The organism is Microcoleus sp. Z1_A1 (assembly GCF_036700305.1).
Classification (GTDB): Bacteria; Cyanobacteriota; Cyanobacteriia; order Cyanobacteriales; family Microcoleaceae; genus Microcoleus.
This window is the reverse complement of record NZ_JAUBOR010000054.1, coordinates 15783-31805: the sequence shown is the minus strand read 5'-3', so window position 1 is coordinate 31805 and position 16023 is coordinate 15783. Positions and strand designations below refer to the sequence as shown.

Annotated in this window: 12 protein-coding genes and 1 pseudogene; 4 read left to right on the top strand and 9 right to left on the bottom strand. The window is 45.8% G+C overall.

Going from position 1 to position 16023, the window contains the following annotated elements:
* The first annotated feature begins 922 nt into the window (after positions 1-922).
* On the top strand, positions 923-1147 hold the full coding sequence (locus QT973_RS23865) for a hypothetical protein (protein WP_006635912.1): 225 nt from the start codon (positions 923-925) through the stop codon (positions 1145-1147).
* 769 nt (positions 1148-1916) lie between these two features.
* Positions 1917-2168: a TIGR02450 family Trp-rich protein gene (locus QT973_RS23860; protein WP_242725377.1), complete on the top strand. Its 252-nt coding sequence runs from the start codon at positions 1917-1919 to the stop codon at positions 2166-2168.
* Positions 2169-2559: 391 nt separating this feature from the next.
* On the opposite strand, the gene QT973_RS23855 is transcribed toward QT973_RS23860, so the two are convergent.
* The 5 genes from QT973_RS23855 to QT973_RS23835 form a co-directional block, all read right to left on the bottom strand.
* On the bottom strand, positions 2560-3672 hold the full coding sequence (locus tag QT973_RS23855; protein WP_333263394.1) for a M24 family metallopeptidase: 1113 nt from the start codon (positions 3670-3672) through the stop codon (positions 2560-2562).
* Positions 3673-3772: 100 nt separating this feature from the next.
* On the bottom strand, positions 3773-4861 hold the full coding sequence (gene galT / locus QT973_RS23850; RefSeq protein ID WP_333057678.1) for a galactose-1-phosphate uridylyltransferase: 1089 nt from the start codon (positions 4859-4861) through the stop codon (positions 3773-3775).
* A 353-nt stretch (positions 4862-5214) separates the two neighbouring features.
* Positions 5215-6894, bottom strand: a complete 1680-nt coding sequence (locus tag QT973_RS23845; RefSeq protein WP_333211784.1) for an AarF/ABC1/UbiB kinase family protein — start codon at positions 6892-6894, stop codon at positions 5215-5217.
* Positions 6895-7459: 565 nt separating this feature from the next.
* The gene (locus QT973_RS23840; RefSeq protein WP_333211786.1) at positions 7460-9562 is read right to left on the bottom strand and encodes an ATP-binding protein; all 2103 of its coding nucleotides are present in this window, start codon (positions 9560-9562) and stop codon (positions 7460-7462) included.
* 774 nt (positions 9563-10336) lie between these two features.
* Positions 10337-11212, bottom strand: a complete 876-nt coding sequence (locus tag QT973_RS23835; protein ID WP_333057675.1) for a hypothetical protein — start codon at positions 11210-11212, stop codon at positions 10337-10339.
* Between the two features lie 177 nt (positions 11213-11389).
* Here QT973_RS23835 and QT973_RS23830 point away from each other — a divergent pair, with 177 nt between their 5' ends.
* Positions 11390-11938, top strand: coding sequence for a LeuD/DmdB family oxidoreductase small subunit (locus tag QT973_RS23830; protein WP_333042404.1), 549 nt, complete (start codon positions 11390-11392; stop codon positions 11936-11938).
* Positions 11939-12230: 292 nt separating this feature from the next.
* On the opposite strand, the gene QT973_RS23825 is transcribed toward QT973_RS23830, so the two are convergent.
* Entirely contained in the window at positions 12231-12653 is a 423-nt protein-coding gene (locus QT973_RS23825; protein WP_333233207.1) for an NUDIX hydrolase, read from the bottom strand.
* A 323-nt stretch (positions 12654-12976) separates the two neighbouring features.
* Positions 12977-13402, bottom strand: coding sequence for a DNA-binding protein (locus tag QT973_RS23820; RefSeq protein ID WP_333233209.1), 426 nt, complete (start codon positions 13400-13402; stop codon positions 12977-12979).
* Positions 13403-13545: 143 nt separating this feature from the next.
* Between QT973_RS23820 and folD the strand changes: the two genes are divergently transcribed.
* Positions 13546-14415: a bifunctional methylenetetrahydrofolate dehydrogenase/methenyltetrahydrofolate cyclohydrolase FolD gene (gene folD / locus QT973_RS23815; protein WP_333247948.1), complete on the top strand. Its 870-nt coding sequence runs from the start codon at positions 13546-13548 to the stop codon at positions 14413-14415.
* A 213-nt stretch (positions 14416-14628) separates the two neighbouring features.
* Here the strand turns inward: folD and QT973_RS23810 are convergent.
* Positions 14629-15402, bottom strand: a pseudogene (locus QT973_RS23810) (class I SAM-dependent methyltransferase); the annotation flags it as partial.
* Positions 15403-15480: 78 nt separating this feature from the next.
* Positions 15481-15969, bottom strand: a complete 489-nt coding sequence (locus QT973_RS23805; protein ID WP_333274114.1) for a GNAT family N-acetyltransferase — start codon at positions 15967-15969, stop codon at positions 15481-15483.
* Between the last annotated feature and the right edge of the window lie 54 nt (positions 15970-16023).

Genomic DNA, 16023 nt, shown 5'->3' with positions numbered 1-16023 from the left:
TTTTCTTGTTTTCTTGACCCTACATTAGATTCTTCTGAGTCCTTGTGTCAAGCCTAATTGAGATGCTCTTACCCTGATAAAAACTCGGCTATGCACAGTTAATTTCTTTATCGATTTTGGTAGACTATTAGGAGCGATCGACGGATGGAAGACTGTTTAAAATTGTACTGTTTTTAAATTATGAACAGTGACCTATCTGTTATGAATTATACAAAATGAGCCGTTACTGAGAATTCTCGCGGACGTGCGATCGCCCCCAAGGAATTCAGGAAACAGATTCACCGCCACACAGCAAAAAATATCTGGATTCGCAAGCTGCGAGTCTTCGTTTGCCCGGAGATGACAAAGCTGCCTTAATTAACACAAATAAGGGCTTGGCAAGAAAATCTAAAAAATATTTCCTTGAGAAACAAGAATAAAAACTTGCTCGCTTATTGTAGCCCCGGTAACAACACGTATGCCTAAAGTTATAGTCCACAGCCAAGTCTACAGGACGAGCTAAATCAATAGGGTGATGTGGCGGTGTCCGGGTGTTAAGAGGGGCGATCGAATAGGAATGTTCCCGGAGCGATCGCTTCCCAATCGGGGAGTCTAAAACCTAGGAAGGCAAGGAGTTGGAGACAAGGCTGAACTTTTTGAGGTCAGGAAAGTAGCGTTAGCACTAAACTCTGCCGTATTGTGGAAATCGAGCCAAATTTGTAACAGTTCTTAACTATAAAGAATTCTGCCAAAACTGCTAGCATAGTGACACTTTTGCTAGCAAAAACAGATAAAGTAAATAAAGTTGGCTAGCTCTAGACGCGCCGATCCCCATCCTGGGGATGTTGAATCAATTTGATTCATACCAAGTGGTTTTAGAGTTACAATCGGAATCAAAGCATCGCTATTTAACTGAGTTCTTTACTTACTTTTACTTTCAGCTATGAACGTGGATTTTATCAAAGCCCAAGTCAGGTTGCTACAGGGTGCAAGTTCATCGGAGCGAGAAACCCTTATTAAAAACATCGGCGTCTGTGCTGGCGTGATCCGACCAGGAGAGTACGTGACTCCGCAACGGAAGCACGCTATTACTCTCTGGCTGCAAACAAATGCGGTTCGCCTCCGACTTCCCCAACTTCCTCTGGACTTATCAGGCCAAAAGCCTTAACAGGGAAGTAATCAAGAGGTAGCGACAGAATCAAAGAAATTAGTCAATCTTACCTAAAAGTGCGTTTTTATTGAGCTGTACAGGATCAATGAAACACGATGAAGATTGAAAAAATGTTTGTAGGGAAAGTTGGGCTCGAAAACACGCCTGTGGACAAGAAGCGGCCGACCGCCTTGGTAGAAGCAGGAAGTGAACGTCAAACCTGCTCTAAAAGTAGATTTGAGTAAGTTTCACAGAAAGGATTATTCTGCACAACTATAACCTGGGTTATTTGCTTTTAGATTTGAGATTCACGATGTAGCTGGTATTGGATAAATAGGCTATTTGTGGATCGCCTGAAAAATTATCCTATTCAATAGGTATAACTAATTACAGGGGCAGTCATTGAACTGCCCTTACTTTTGAACCAGATGCGAAACTGTTGCAAGTTACAATAAACGCATCTACTTGTAGATAGAGTTTATGTGAACTCTCGTGTAAGCAGCAGTGGCTCTATATTATTTGGTATGTTCGAGATGGGAGGGAGAGAAGGGGAGAGGGGGAGAGGATTGGACGACTTTTGATAGGGAATTAATATCATCAAACAGAACGAGTTATAGCAATCCTTGCAGGAGTCGTACCAAGATGTAGGGGATAGTACCTTTCTTTGCCTACCCTGGCCTCATGGGGCAACCACGGGGGGTTTGCCCCTACAAGAATGACACAAAGGATTTAGGATGGCTATATTACAATTCACTTGCTTTCTAATATATTTTTCCACAAAAATACTGTGAGCAAAAAACAAAAATTTCCTTATTTAGTTGGTTCCCGATGGACTTCACACCAAAAAACTTGGGGGTGGCGACACTTTCAAGTGGTCAACCGAAAAAACGAAGGTAAATGGGTATTTGCAGAAATGGTGGCGGCTTGCGATCCAAATGTGCGTTTTTGGCTGAACGCCGCACAGCTCAAAGACCGATCGCTCTGGCAAGCTGGATGGCAGTCTACGCAAGAATTAGAGGAATTAGAAACTGCCGACTAAAAGACAGGGCTGTGGGGTAGAGAGAGGGGAAGTTCCGTCGCCTGCTGCTATCGTTCCGATTAAAACCAATACGGAGTGAGACTTTCCCGGTTTTGAAAAATCTTTTACATGACTACAACTCCTGGAAACCTTTATGTAGCAGCGTTTTTGCTTAACTAAGTCAAGGGCAAAAATCATACAGCATATTCCATGTATATGTGGTAAACACAAGAAGAGCGATCGCCTGCTGTTTGGTGCGTCGCCACCCGTCAATCTGCCATATTTATCAAATATGAAGGAACGACACACCCTACCGATTAACTAAATTAAGCCAAATGACAGAAGCCGCCAGATAAATTCCATCTAAAAGTTTGCAGCGCGTTTGTCATCGCTCGGTACTGCTTGAGATTGACTAAGGTCGATCGTCCCATATTTCCAGCGGTACTGGCCGCAACCTTCCCGCTACTTCTACACTCGGCCAATTCGGATCAAAAGTCAAATTTTCCAACGTTCCATCGCTGTGAATTAAAAACGTATCCTCAATTTTTGCTCCCGACAAACTCGGATTCCAAGCCACAGCCATATTTTCTGCCAAAATATCTGAAGTAGCCGGATTCGCCACAATTTCGCGCGCCAAATATCCCGTAGTTCCGCCTTGATGGTGTTCCGCAATTGCTTGAGGATATCCGTGCTCTTCGTAAGCAGTTTTAAGCGTATCGTAAACCGCATTCAGCGTTACTCCAGGCCGACACAAATTTAGCGCCGCTGCTTCAATTTCTCTAACTTTTCGGTGCAACTCTGAATGCTTTTCCCCAAGAAAATCGAAACAGACAAATCTTGTTAAATTTGCATACAAACCCCCTCCCCTGGCGCAAAATACTAACATTGCTTGTCGTCCAATTTGTTCGGCGGTTGCTGTGGCGTGGCGGTACAGCGGCAAACGCCTTTCTCCAGCAACTAAGGTAAGTGCTGGATGCAAACCTCTCGCCCACAATGCCTCTGCACCGGCTCCCGCTAGCTGATATTCTGTCCATGTGGGTTTGGCGGCGGAAAGTACCTCTGTCATCGCTTCGCTGGCTAAACGCCCGACTCGCCGGTATCGCTCTAATTCGCTTGACATCATTGTCTGTTTGCGAGACTGTAAAGATGCGATTATTGGCATTTCTTGGGAAGTTGGCCGATCGCTCATCACGTTACCGCCACCAGTAATTTGTTTGACAAAAGCTTCGCGCTGTGCAACATCTGCCCAAGGATAGATGTGCATTTGAAAGTTGGCTGGCAATTCCTCGTCCTGCAAGCGTTGAGCTTCGATTTCATCGGTGAGAACCCAAGCTGTTTCGGCGGTAATTAAAAGTTCTGCCACTCCGGTTTCTGCGGTTAGCAATACTGTATGAGAACCGCCGGCTGTGGCCCAGGCAAACCAGTCTGTACCGCGCAAGCGAAGGGCGATCGCTTTTGTTTCGGTTAAGGCTTTGCGGATGAATTCGAGTTTTAAATCGACTTCTTTGTTGAATGAGTTTATCATATATGAAATAAGAAAGAAGGAAGAAGGAAGAAGGAAGAAAATCACTGATTTTAGTTAACATTTGCTAAATCTAAAATCTACAATCTCTAAAATCTAAAATCTAAAATCTAAAATCGATAGATACTGCTTGCAATTCTTTAGCTTTTTCTTCGGGTAAAGCGTCGTTTGCAAACATTCCGGCGGCGAGTTCGGTTCCTGCTAGGTATTTTAGCCGATCGCTCGATCGATAGGGCGGATAAAATTGGGCGTGCAAATGCGCTTCTGGATGGGGTTCCCCGTCTGTGGGCCCTTGAAACCAAGCCATCAAATAAGGGAAGGGGCGATGCCACAAACCGTCGTATTTGAGGGTGACTGTTTTTAAGGCTTTAGCCAGTGATTGACGCTGTTTTTGGGTCAAATCGACAAATGTAGCAGCGGGAGTTATGGGCGCAATCCACACTTCGTAAGGGTAGCGGGCACAAGCGGGGACAAAGGCGATCGCCTCTTCGTCTAAATAAATAATTCGCTGGTTGTCGGAAATCTCTTTTTGAATCAAATCTTGCAGCAAACCGCTACTGTTTTTTTGATAGTAAACCGATTGACATTCTAACATCCGTGCCGGCACCGGTGGCACGAACGGATAAGCGTAAATTTGACCGTGGGGATGGTGCAAAGTTACTCCGACTTCGACGCCGCGATTTTCAAAGGGCAAGACGTATTGAATTTCGGAATTGCTGCCAATAACTGAAGTGCGATCTGCCCATACTTCTAACAATAATTCCAAATGAGATAACTCCAAAGAACCGAGGGAAGCCAGCGGATCTTGAGTGAAAACCACGACTTCGCAAATGCCTTTGGCTGGCAAAGTTTCGACAATATTTGCAGGTGCGTTTTTTGCTTGCAAAGTCAGCGAGGGAAAGCGGTTGTCAAACACTGCTACATCGTAATCTCCCGGCGGCAATTCTGTCGGAAACTTAGGGTTAATTGTAGCAGCCAGCGGGTTGTATTCCGGCGGCGGCATGAAAGTTCTTCCCTGACGGTGGCTGGCGTATGCTACCCATTCCCCCCGCAAAGGATGCCACCGAAAGTGCGGGTTTGCCTCTACGGGTTCATTGCTGGGACTTACGGCCGCGATACCTTTTGGGATTGGGTAGCGGCTGTACAGTGTGAGTGGGCGGCCGTCTGGTTTTAGCAATGTTTGGGCGTACATTTTTTGTAGGGGCGGGCGATCGCGTTTAATATATGTTAGGAGTATAACTTCGTGTTTTGAGAATCTGCCCCTACCTAAAGTCGCAAATTATTTTAACAAGTTTAAGAATGAGAATTAAATAACTTAGAATGCGTGATGGTTCTTGTGGGATGGGCGTCCCGCCCGCCCTTTCTGGACGGGCGGGACGCCCATCCCACTTTCAAGAGTGTAAATTATTTAATTCGCGATCCTTAGTTGGCAGTACCAACCTCAGCCGATCGTCTGCTATTGTAGAACGGGCTGGAGAGCTCGGATCGGGATTCAATTTAAATGCGTAGCAGCTTACGATCGCAATTCCCAATTACCCAGTATATTTATCGCTCGACTATTCGATCGAGCTTTTCCTTAACCAACAAGTCTAACAACGAGCGCAACACAAACAAACCACCGAATCCCGAAACCGCAAAAGCGGAGATCGCCCCCGTTTGATATCCGCCCACTAGCAGCACTGCACCCGACAAAAAGACAAAACCAGTCAAACAAGCGAAAATTAGAGTTTTCAGGGCTAAATTAATGCGTTTCAAGGCTCTTTCGCTCTCTAGATTTCGCACTCTAATTTGCAGTTCGCCCTCTTCAATTCGCTGCTCCAAACGGTTGAGATAAACTTGCGATTTGCTCGGCTGTCGTAACTTATATGTAATAAAACTTCGCGCTTGCCTTGCCAATTCTCCGATCGCATTTCCCCGCCCCTTGCTCACCGCAATACTCTTGACAAAAGGCTGAGCGGATGCTAGGAAATTGTAGTCAGGGTCGAGAGTTCTAGCAATGCCGTCGAGAGTCGTCACGGACTTGACAATAAACATCATTTCTGCAGGCAAGCGAAACGGTTGCTGCTCAAACATGATGTAAAGTTCGTTCTTAATTTCATTAAAAGCTTGAAAGTCGATCGGCTTATCAATAAACTTATCCAACAGAAAAGCAATCAACCTGCGTACCGGCATCATATCCGGCATCCGCTCAACTAAGCCGATCGTAATTAAAGTATTGAGTACCTCGTCAGTATCCTTTCTCATCACAGCAAAAAACGTTTTGACCATTTGGTCTTTAGCCAGAGACTTCACCTCCGCCATCATCCCAAAATCGTAAAAAATCAAGCTACCATCTTCTGTCACCGCCAAATTTCCCGGATGGGGGTCAGCTTGAAAAAAACCGTCAATTAACAACTGTTTCAAATAACAGCAAATTCCAAGTTGATTGAGCTTCACAATATCGACTCCAATCGCCTCTAAACTAATGCGGTCGTCCACCTTAATCCCTGGTGCGTATTCTAGAGTTAGCACTTTTTTAGTAGTGTATTGCCAGTAGACTTTGGGGACAATAATCTGAGGATATTCTCGAAAATTTTGGCTAAAGCGATCGGAATTTTTACCTTCTTGCAGGTAGTCAATTTCTTGATATAAAATCTTAAAAAACTCGTGATAAATAGATTCTAGGTCGTACTTGCGCGTCCCAGGCAAATAGCGATCGCAAAAACGCATCACTTGGCGCACCGCCTTGACATCCAAATCAAATAAACTTTCCAAACCGGGACGCTGCACCTTTACAATCACATCTTCCCCGGTGTGCAGCCTTGCTTTGTGTACCTGTCCCAGACTCGCAGCAGCCAGTGGCGACGGGTCAAAATCGCGGTACAAAGCATAAATATCCTTGCCTAACTCTGATTCTACAAGAGCGATCGCCTCTTCGGAACTAAACTGAGGAACCCGATCTTGCAACTGTTCGAGTTCCTTGACATACTCAAGCGGCAGCAAATCTGCGCGAGTCGAGAGAGACTGCCCGATTTTAATAAAAGTCGGGCCTAAATTCAGCAAAGTATTGACCAACCAATGAGCGCGAATTCTTCTAGTTTGAGGCGAATTATTTTGCAGCAGTGCGTCCCACCACAAAAAAAACATAAACTTTCCCGCCGCTGCAAAAATGTCTATTTGCCGTGCCAGTGGCGAATATTTAGAACGTTGCCAACGCAGGGTTTTAGGTGCAGCTTTTGTGAGCATAATATTGGCGATCGAATTCCATGCACCGTGACAATTTTTAGGGACAATCCAGGACGCAGAAACCGGCTTGTACGAAAAGACGGGTTGCAGGCCTTTGAAACAGTTAAAAAACTCAGTTTCTTTGGTCTATACTGCGTAATACAGCGGATTCCAGGTTTATAAAGTACACCCCAGAAACCGGGTTTCTTCTGGATTTCTCGCCAGAAACCGGTTTTATTCAAGAAACCCGGTTTCTCTGTACTTCACTTACCTGGAAAGTGCTGTATCATCTCCGGCTATACAATTATAATTAAGTTCATAGTAAGTAATGCCAGTCCTGATTAATTAATAAATAGAGGACAGTCGTACTCACTAAAAACACGCGCTAATTACTGCCCAATAACCAGACATAATATCAGTCCTGGGTAAAATCAGCAATCGAGAACCGGCAATTTAGACAGCAACCAAACAAACAATTCAAAACAGAGGACTTGGTAGTGTTTACAACATTTCCAAATCTCCCTCTTCTGGCAAGTCTTGTCGTTTCGCCTGTTCGCGGCCAATTAAGAGCAGCTTCTCAACCGAACTATTCTTCTACATTACAGAGTTCCGCTGCAAATAGCGGCAGAGTCAGAGTAAAAGATGTGCGCCACAAATTGTCAGCTTCTAAACTTTCTGCCGGACAGCTAGATACATCAATAGTACCATTCAAGTGCTGCACTAAACACTTTACCAGAGCCAGCCCCAAACCCGTACCGGCGATAGCTTGGTCAGTAATGCCAGTGCCACGGCGGAACTTCTCAAAGATGTGGGGCAAATCAGCCGCAGAAATGCCACGCCCGAAATTAGAAAGGCTCAGGACAATATAACCGACTGCCTCAGACACTTCCAAAACTACCGCCGTTCCAGAAGCAGAGTATTTTCCAGCATTCGTCAGCAGTTCCAGCAGTACCCGATTGAGAATGTCCGGGTCAGTTTCCCAGCAAGGGGTCAATTTGGGCAAATCCACCTTAAGAGTCAATTGCTTATCCGCCCACTGTTTTTCAAAATCCCTAACTAAATCTTGAAATAAACGGTTGAGATCGATTTTGATTAGAGAAATTGGGACTTGCTGAGGCTCAAACTGCTTGAGGGCCAGCAAATCGTTAACCAGAGCAGTTTCCTTAGAACACTGCTGTTCTAGAATGTCGAGATACTTAGTCCGATTCGCTGACGGCTGTTCAGCTTGTTTGAGCATCAGAATCGCCAGCTTCATGATTGTTAAAGGGGTACGCAACTCGTGACTCAGAGTGCTGAGAAACTCGTCTTTAACCACCTTCAATTTCCGCATTTGCTCTAGCTGATTGGCAGATTGTTCGTACAGTTTCCCCTGCACGTCGAGACTTTGCTGCAACTGAGCGTTTCTGTCTAAGACTACGGTTTGCAATTCCTTAAGCGTTTGAGTTTGGATCATCATCTTGCTCGCTTGAGCGCTGACTGATTCGAGAACTTCTAGTTCTTCCGGGTTCCAAGTGCGCGGCTTCGAGTGCTGCAAAACCAAGAAACCCAAAACTGTTTCGTGGCAGCTACCGCCCGTGATGGGAACCAGCAGCAAGCCGCGAATGCCTTGGAGTTTCAAAATTTCTGTGGCTACTTCTTGTTCTTTGGCGATTAATTCGCCTGCATCAGCGAGGGCTAGGGGTCGGGGCGCACTGTGGAATGCTTGGTGGCACAAATTAGATTCTGACAGCCAAAAACCTGGATAGTTATTTGGTTTTGAGTTGGGGATTTTGGATGGGGACTTAGCAGTTTTATCCTTGTTTTTTCTTCTGGATGTTGAGCTTTTTTTTTCGACTGCGCTTTGTGTTATTGCCTGTTTATTTGGATCTTTTTTTACAACCGATTCGCAAACTAATTCGACTTTCGCTTTGGGAGTTTGATTGGGGGAGCGAGTTGTAAATAGAGGATCTGTATATTTCAATAGGAGGATTTGGCCTCTATCTACTTCCATGGTATCGACGGTATTTTGAATAACTTGCTGCAATATTCGATCGACTTCTGAATTGGTGCCGAGCGAGACAGCAACTAACCTGAGTAGATTTTTGTATTTAGCTTGTCGCTGTAACTGTTCGTTTAAGCTGGCAATTTCTTGAGTTTTTTGAATGTGAGAAATCGCGCTGCCGATCGCATCTGATGCTGCTTCCAGGCGCTGCTGATCGGCTACCGACCACTCGTAAGGTTGCGACTTACCAACAATTATCATGCCATTTACAGTCCCTCCAAATCGCGCAGGCCCTGCCAAAATTGCCCGAAAAGGCAGCGGAGTCGCAGGGGAATTGGGCGATGAAGCTGCCGGAATATCAAGATAGTCGGATATCACCACTATCTCTCCGTTTGCTAGGACGTTTGCCCAAGCGGGATGTTCGAGTGATATGCTAGGCGGTTTTAATCCTGTAGTTTGGGGGTGTTCCGGTGTTTGAGTCGAATCGGCAACATCCGCAACATAAGGGAGATTGCTCCAATTTTGCCAGTAAGCGTTCGGATGTACTACTTTCTGGTCAACCACAGCAGTAACCAAACAGAAATCTGCCCGCCATGCAGCCCCCAAAGTATTGGCTATTTGCAGCAGCAGGAGTTCTCGATCAAAGCTGGTGGCGAGAATTTGGCAAATTTGTCGCCCGAGAAGGGCAGGATCGACCTGGTACTGCATAAGACGATCCAGAAATTTTGGGACTGAGACTGATTCTGCGATTTGCGGTAAATGCAATGTGCAAGACTCTGACGGCGATCTGTCGATCAAAGTAAAGTCTTGATTTCTCTGGCGATCGATCATGGCAACCAAGCCTTTATTCTAAGATGTTTAAGCCGACTACCGCTGCAACAAATATAGAACCTCTCCATAACTGTCGGCTTAACCATTATGAGTCTGCTTTCTGTGTTTGTGGAGCCGATCGGCGGGTGACTCGATATGTAAAAATATACCCAGATATGACCGAGTTCTATTTTCCTGTTTTCTACGCTTGGATCTGTACGGGATGAACTTTGCCATCCTTGACCGGATGATTATCAATCCCATTCCCCTAATTTTGACCCCCTCGCATCCAGGATACCCGCCACGTGATTCATCCGTCCAAAAATCAAAAACCTGTATCCGATGAAACTTGCCCCCGAATTGATCTGTGGGGTCGCCTCTAAAATCTAAAATCTAAAATCTAAAATCGATTGACGGTTATTAGTAGTATGAATCTTTTCTAGAGACCGCTTAGTGACACCCATCTTCTCACTGTGTGATGTTTCCTATTTAAGTTTGTGATACTAGCAAATTTTTATTGTGATACAAATCCGCCGATCTAGTAACGCCGATCGCAAAAATTCAAAATCCCCAAATTATCACTCATAACGCCGGCTGAGAGTTTCCGAGTTTTGACTCAAAAACTCATTTTTCACAACACCTAGAGCAGCGCGGCGAACTCTCTTGTTAAATTTATTTATTTTGTGCTTCCTGTTGGGCTTTATCGCTATTTTGGCGATAAAGTGCCGTCCGGTTCTGAGCTGTGGTGTAGCGGGGATGTTTGGAAGGCACGGCTGCCATCAAATCGGAAGCTTGCTGCCACTTAGCAGCTACGACTAACCAATCCTCGCGAGATTGAGCGGTTTTGCCCTCGGTGGCTGCTTGTTCGGCTACTCGCACTGCTTGTGCAAAAGAGTCACCAGCAGAATTAACAGTCTCCTTAGAAATTTTCACAGCAGGTTTTGCCTCCGAGGGAGGAGCACTGGCAACTGCTTGGGTGCTGGCTTGTTTAGTGTTTGGCACTTGGGAATTAAGTCCTTTGTAGATGGCGGCCGCTGCAGCGAGCAACAGCACGCTCAAGCTGATGCCGCCGACGATACCGCGCTGAAATTGTTGCGGTTGCTGCATCGATCGAGGTATAGCCATTCTTGGCAAAGCCCGCTTGCCTCCCACAGCTTGTCGTTCGTGATGGGCTGTGGCTAAACGCTTGAACAAATTCGGCTTTCGGAGTTTAATTTCTTGAGACCACAACAGTTGATTTTCGGGATCGCGGCTAATTTCTTCCAGCCACAGCAGTTGGTGTTCTCGGACAAGCCGGCTGTTGATGTTGACTCGGCGAATATTGTGGGGCGAAATGCGTTCCAAAATTGCTCGGACTCGATCGACCAAACTAGACTCTTCGAGCAATTGGGGCGTTGCAGCTTCGCACAGCAGTTGCAACACCCCGTCTGCAAACACAGCTCGGGCCCTGACCCCTACCTGTGCCAGTTCGTCATTAAGGATTTGAATAATCGATGCAACCGAGCCCTCGCGAGCTTGTCGAGCAATGTCATCTATTGGATTTGCCATAAAACTATGTTGACGCTTAGCAACTGTTAATTGTTAACCCAAAGTCTCGGATCTAATTTTTATTCATACAGGTTATCACTGACACTGCCAGGTTAAAATGAACAGATGCAAATCTTGCATACCGATCCACTTAAAATTATCACCACAGCATCGAGCGAGGCTAACAGGAAATAAACTATGGGTAAAGTAATTAGCGGTCAAATTTTTGTTGTAGACGACAACATCGATACAGATCAAATTATCCCTGCCGAATACCTGACCCTGGTTCCCTCGAAGCCGGATGAGTACGAGAAACTAGGCAGTTACGCGATGATTGGGTTGCCCGATCGCTATGGTAAGTTTATCGAATCCGGCGAACAGAAAACCCGGTATCCGATTATCATAGCGGGCGAAAATTTTGGCTGCGGTTCTTCGCGGGAGCACGCTCCGATCGCTCTGGGGGCTGCAGGTGTCACAGCGGTGGTAGCTTTGTCTTACGCGCGCATTTTCTTTCGCAATTGCTCGGCTACTGGCGAATTGTACCCGATCGAATCAGTCGAGCGGCTTTGCGACTTGTTTGTAACGGGCCAAGAAGTGACGATCGACTTTACAGCAGAGGTAATTGTCAACCACACTCTCGATCGAACTTTCTCGCTCAAGCCGTTAGGAGAAGTAGGGCCAGTAATAGATGCCGGAGGGTTGTTTGACTACGCGCGCCAAACCGGAATGATTGCGGCTCGCTCTTAACTTTTAAACCCCCTGCAATGTCAGGGCTGTTTCGGGGCAGCCACGGGGAGTAGGGGTCGGATTGCCCCTACAGAAAACGATGATTTTGACTCTTGTAGTGCTACCCCTACTCCCCGTGCCTACCCTCCCCATCCACGATTTGCTCGTGTTTCAGAGATTGGGGCAGCCACGGGGGGCAGCCCCTACAAGAGGATGAAACAGCTCTGCCTGCAATGTAAGGTGGACGCCTGGGCGCACCTTACGAATATCTCCCTCCTCAAACCCCTGCAATGTGGGGTGAGTGCCAATTTTCTCAAATCGAGTCAATAAAATTCAATAAAATACGTTGGTGAGCAATCCCAAAAGGTCGCACATCTCCTGACTGCTCAGAAAAGCATTTGCCGGCCCGAATCTGCTGGGGTGTCAACAACTTCATATCCCAACCCTCAAGCAAAACTAAATCCTTGACATCCGCACTAAGTTGTGCATAAAAAACGTGGCGAACAACATCTTTTTCGACATCACAACAGAAAAAAGAAACACTTGCAGGAGCATAGCCAATTTCCTCTGATAATTCCCGCACTACAGCAACTTCCGGCGTTTCCCCCGGTTCCAAGTGTCCGCCAAACAAAGCCCAATGTCCGGGATACCTGATATGAGGAATATCGTCTCGCAACTGACAGAGAAACTTGCCGTCTTGGTACAAAATCGCGATCGCAACGTGAATTTTAGTCATTTGTTAAAAAGCAGAAAGAAGGAAGAAGGAAGAAGGAATAAATTGCTGTAGGGGCGGGTTCACCAACATCTGTAAAACCCACCAAAAATCTAGGTAAACCCGCCCCGACCATAATATTATGGTTAATGAACTTTGAGGATAAATAAACAGATCCAAATCGCCCAAGCGCAACTATAAACCTTTGATTTTTATGAAATAGAATCACTTAATGAAATAAATTATAGCGGTTCTCAAGCGTGGTGAAATATGGGGGCGAACCCTAGGCCCACGGCTCCCTATGACCACCTCATGTTACTGAGAAAGGCTATAGCATCTTCCTATTTTTATTTAGTTGCCGCTGGAGTGCGCTTTAATTGTTCCATTTCCTCAACATAAACTTCACCTAAATCTTTTCCGGCCAAATCCTTCAGAGTAATACTCTTGTAGCGGACTTCTCCCTTCAGCAATACTTCATCGCCAAGCTGGGGCAACTCTTGCTTGGTTAAAATCCAAATACTGCCAGTACCATCCTCAAGTTGATAAGCCGCAGTCCCCACAAACGGAGCGCGATTTTCCACCTTTCCCCGGAGATAAACTTCACCATCGACTTGTCGCTTTTGTTGAATGTCGCCAATGCTAGCAACATTAAAACCAAGATTAAGTTGAGACATGGGTAAATTGCCGCAACTGAAAAAACCGCTGGCGAGGATTAGCGACAAAGAGCTGGTACAGAATCTTTGAACCCAAACTTGCTTAATTGCAGTAGTCATTGTCAACTGATTTGAGATGTGAGATACGACTTACTTTAACAGAATCCCCAGAATCGATCGCAAGTAAGAAATTTCTCTAGTGTAGTCCTTGGCGGGGATTAAGCTAAAATCTAAAATCATCAGCCCCTAACCCAGAGTCTACAATGGATGCCAAAACTGCTCAAATACTAGATGGCAAAGCTTTAGCGACAAAGATTCAAAGCGAGCTGAGCGATCGAGTCCGCGCCCTACAACCCAAAAAGGGTCGTCCTCCGGGACTTGCGGTGCTGATGGTAGGGGACAACCCAGCTAGCGCAGCCTATGTTCGCAATAAAGAGCGAGCCTGCGCTAAAGTTGGGATAGCTTCCTTCGGCCAGCATTACCCAGCCAACGCTACTCAAGCCGAACTAGAACTTGCAATTCGTGCACTCAACGAGGACGATCGAGTAGACGGCATTTTAGTTCAATTACCGCTACCAGAACACTTAGATGCAATTTCGCTGCTGTACCAAATTGCCCCCGACAAAGATGCTGACGGACTTCACCCTGTAAATTTAGGCCGTCTCGTGCGTGGCGAGGAAGGTTTGCGGAGTTGTACTCCCGCCGGAGTGATGCGGTTATTGCAGGAATACCAGATTGATTTAAAAGGAAAAAACGCCGTTGTTTTGGGACGGAGTATTTTAGTAGGTAAACCGATGGCGCTGATGCTTTTAGAAGCCGATTGTACTGTTACTGTAGCTCATTCGCGATCGCAAAACCTAGAATCGATTACCAGCCAAGCTGATATCTTAATAGCCGCAGTCGGCCGCACAGAAATGATTACAGCTAATATGGTCAAACCTGGATCGGTAGTAATTGATGTCGGTATTAACCGCGTCGTCAATCCAGACGGTACGAGTCGTTTAGCCGGAGATGTTGATTTTAATGCGGTTAAAACAGTAGCCGAATTTATCACACCGGTGCCGGGAGGAATCGGGCCGATGACTGTTGCTATGCTTTTGGAAAATACCGTTTCGAGTTACAGCATCAAGTAGTCATTAGTCATCATTACAAATACACTTAACGTAGGGTGCGTCGCTTGCAGAAAATTTCCGTAAAAAATCGAGTTTTGAAGAAGCGACGCACCATACAAAACAATTAACGTAGGGTGCGTCGCTTGCAGAAAAATCCCATGAAAAATCGAGTTTTGAAGAAGCGACGCACCTGACGATGTTCTCGAATTTGAATATTTGCGATCGCGACGCACCCTACGGCTTGATAGCCACAACGCGAATTCTGCGATAATCTGCACTCCAATTACCATCGCGGTACAGCGCCGATCGCAAACGCTTTGCAACTGCGTTAATTACCTGCGATCGCACATCATCAGACAACCCCGACAAAAACCCGCCAGCAAACATTTCAATCCAATTTACCATACCCGCGCTGCCACCTTCTAGGCGAGTCGGGCGATCGAACAAAACCGCATAACCCACATCAAATCCCTGCTTTTCCAAAAGCCCAGCATACTCGCCAATACTCGGAAAATACCAAGGATTAAGCGCTTCAGGCTCCTCGCAGCCAATTTCTGACAAAACACTCAAAAGTGCGCGGACGATCGCCCCCACGTTCCCCTTACCCCCAAACTCAGCCACAAAACGCCCTCCCGGCTTCAGCGCTTTTGCCACACAATCGATCGCAGCATCCGGCTGTTTAATCCAGTGTAAAACCGCATTAGAAAACACAGCATCTAACGGCTCTTCTACTTGAAAACTCCTCGCATCTGCGACAGAAAAGTTAATGTGAGGATAGTTAACATTTGCCGTAGAAATCATCGACAAAGATGAATCAATCCCATACACAAAAGCCCCACTTTCAGCAATCTTTTCAGTTAACTGTCCCGTACCGCAACCTAAATCTAAAATACGTTCACCAACCTTCGGAGCCAGTAATTTCAAAAGCGATTCGCCGTATTGCCAAACAAAAGCGTGCTGTTGTTCGTAGAGATTTGTATTCCAAGAATCTTGTGTCATCATAACTACTCTAAACCTTTCATCTCTCTCTGTGTTCTCTGTGTACTCTGCGGTAAAAAAAAATCCTTATTCACAAAACCAACCAACTTATTTGTTAGCGAGTTGGGCTATCGCACGTCCCTCGATGCGGCAAACCCTAATATTTTCCAAAATCCGCGCTCCCTGCTTTTCATAAAAAGCAATTCCCGGTGCATTTGCAGTATTAACAGTCCACTCAATCCGCCCGCAATTTGTGGACTCAGCAATTTGTGCCAAAGACTTTAACAGCGCTGTGCCGACTCCCATACCGCGCATAGGAGCTTGCACAAATAAATCATCAAGCCACAGGCAAGGCTGCGCCAACAAACTTGAATAAGAAGCATAAAACATAGCAAATCCTACCGCTGTTCCCGCAACTTCAGCCAACAAAACCCGCACTAGCGGAGGCTGGCAAAACAACGTTTGCTGCAATTTATCTGCTGTTGCTGTCAACAGGTTTTTAGCTCCATCGAACTCGCTTTTTTGTGAAATAAAATCCACAATTAATTCCAAATCTTCCAGCTCGGCTTCTCTAATCCTGATATCCAAATTAGCCATTGTTTAATTCTCAATCTCGCCTATTAATCACTGTATTAAATGCCATCATAAATG